We start from the raw sequence: 557 nt of genomic DNA, 5'->3' as shown, positions 1-557 counted from the left end.
ATTTTTTTTAAGCTCGGAATGATTATACAAATTTCTGCCAAACAGCCCATATTCGACCTCTGTCACCCCAGCGCTGACTATTTCCCCAGCATTATATGGGTAGTAGTCCTCTGGGAACATGGCTTCAAATTCCTCAACAGTTGTGGGTTCGTTTCCTGCGCCGAACATTTTTGTTAAATTGAAAAATTCAGGACGAACAGAAACATTGCTATATGTGTTTCCATCTCCCCTCAATCGCAAATATATTATGCAGTTCCCATTTTCCGTACATTGCACGATTTGTTTCCCAAAAAATTCAATATACGCCGAACCTATGAATCCTGCTACATATGCGCCATTAGCTGCGTATGTGCCATTAATACCCCCAGAATAAATGCATATTTTATCGCCAACGTTTGCTGTAAATTTACAAATGCCGTATTCGTGATATACAGCACTGACGGTGTCAGAAAAATTATCTAAAACAGTATCGCATAACTGATTCCACACGATAGACCTACCACCCACAGACTTCACGCTCATCAACTTTGCCCCTGTAGGAATAGTTTTCTGATATG

Annotated in this window: 1 protein-coding gene; it reads right to left on the bottom strand. The window is 40.4% G+C overall.

Annotated elements, in window-relative coordinates; translation table 11 throughout:
• A partial coding sequence (locus QVO88_RS00005) for a hypothetical protein (RefSeq protein ID WP_288177640.1) occupies nt 1-522 on the bottom strand: 522 nt, incomplete at its 3' end.
• Between the last annotated feature and the right edge of the window lie 35 nt (nt 523-557).

This window comes from Ruminococcus sp. CAG:57 (genome assembly GCF_000435935.1).
GTDB lineage: Bacteria > Bacillota > Clostridia > Oscillospirales > Ruminococcaceae > Hominimerdicola > Hominimerdicola aceti.
The sequence above is the reverse complement of the archived record's forward strand: the minus strand, read 5'-3'. Positions and strand labels throughout refer to the sequence as shown.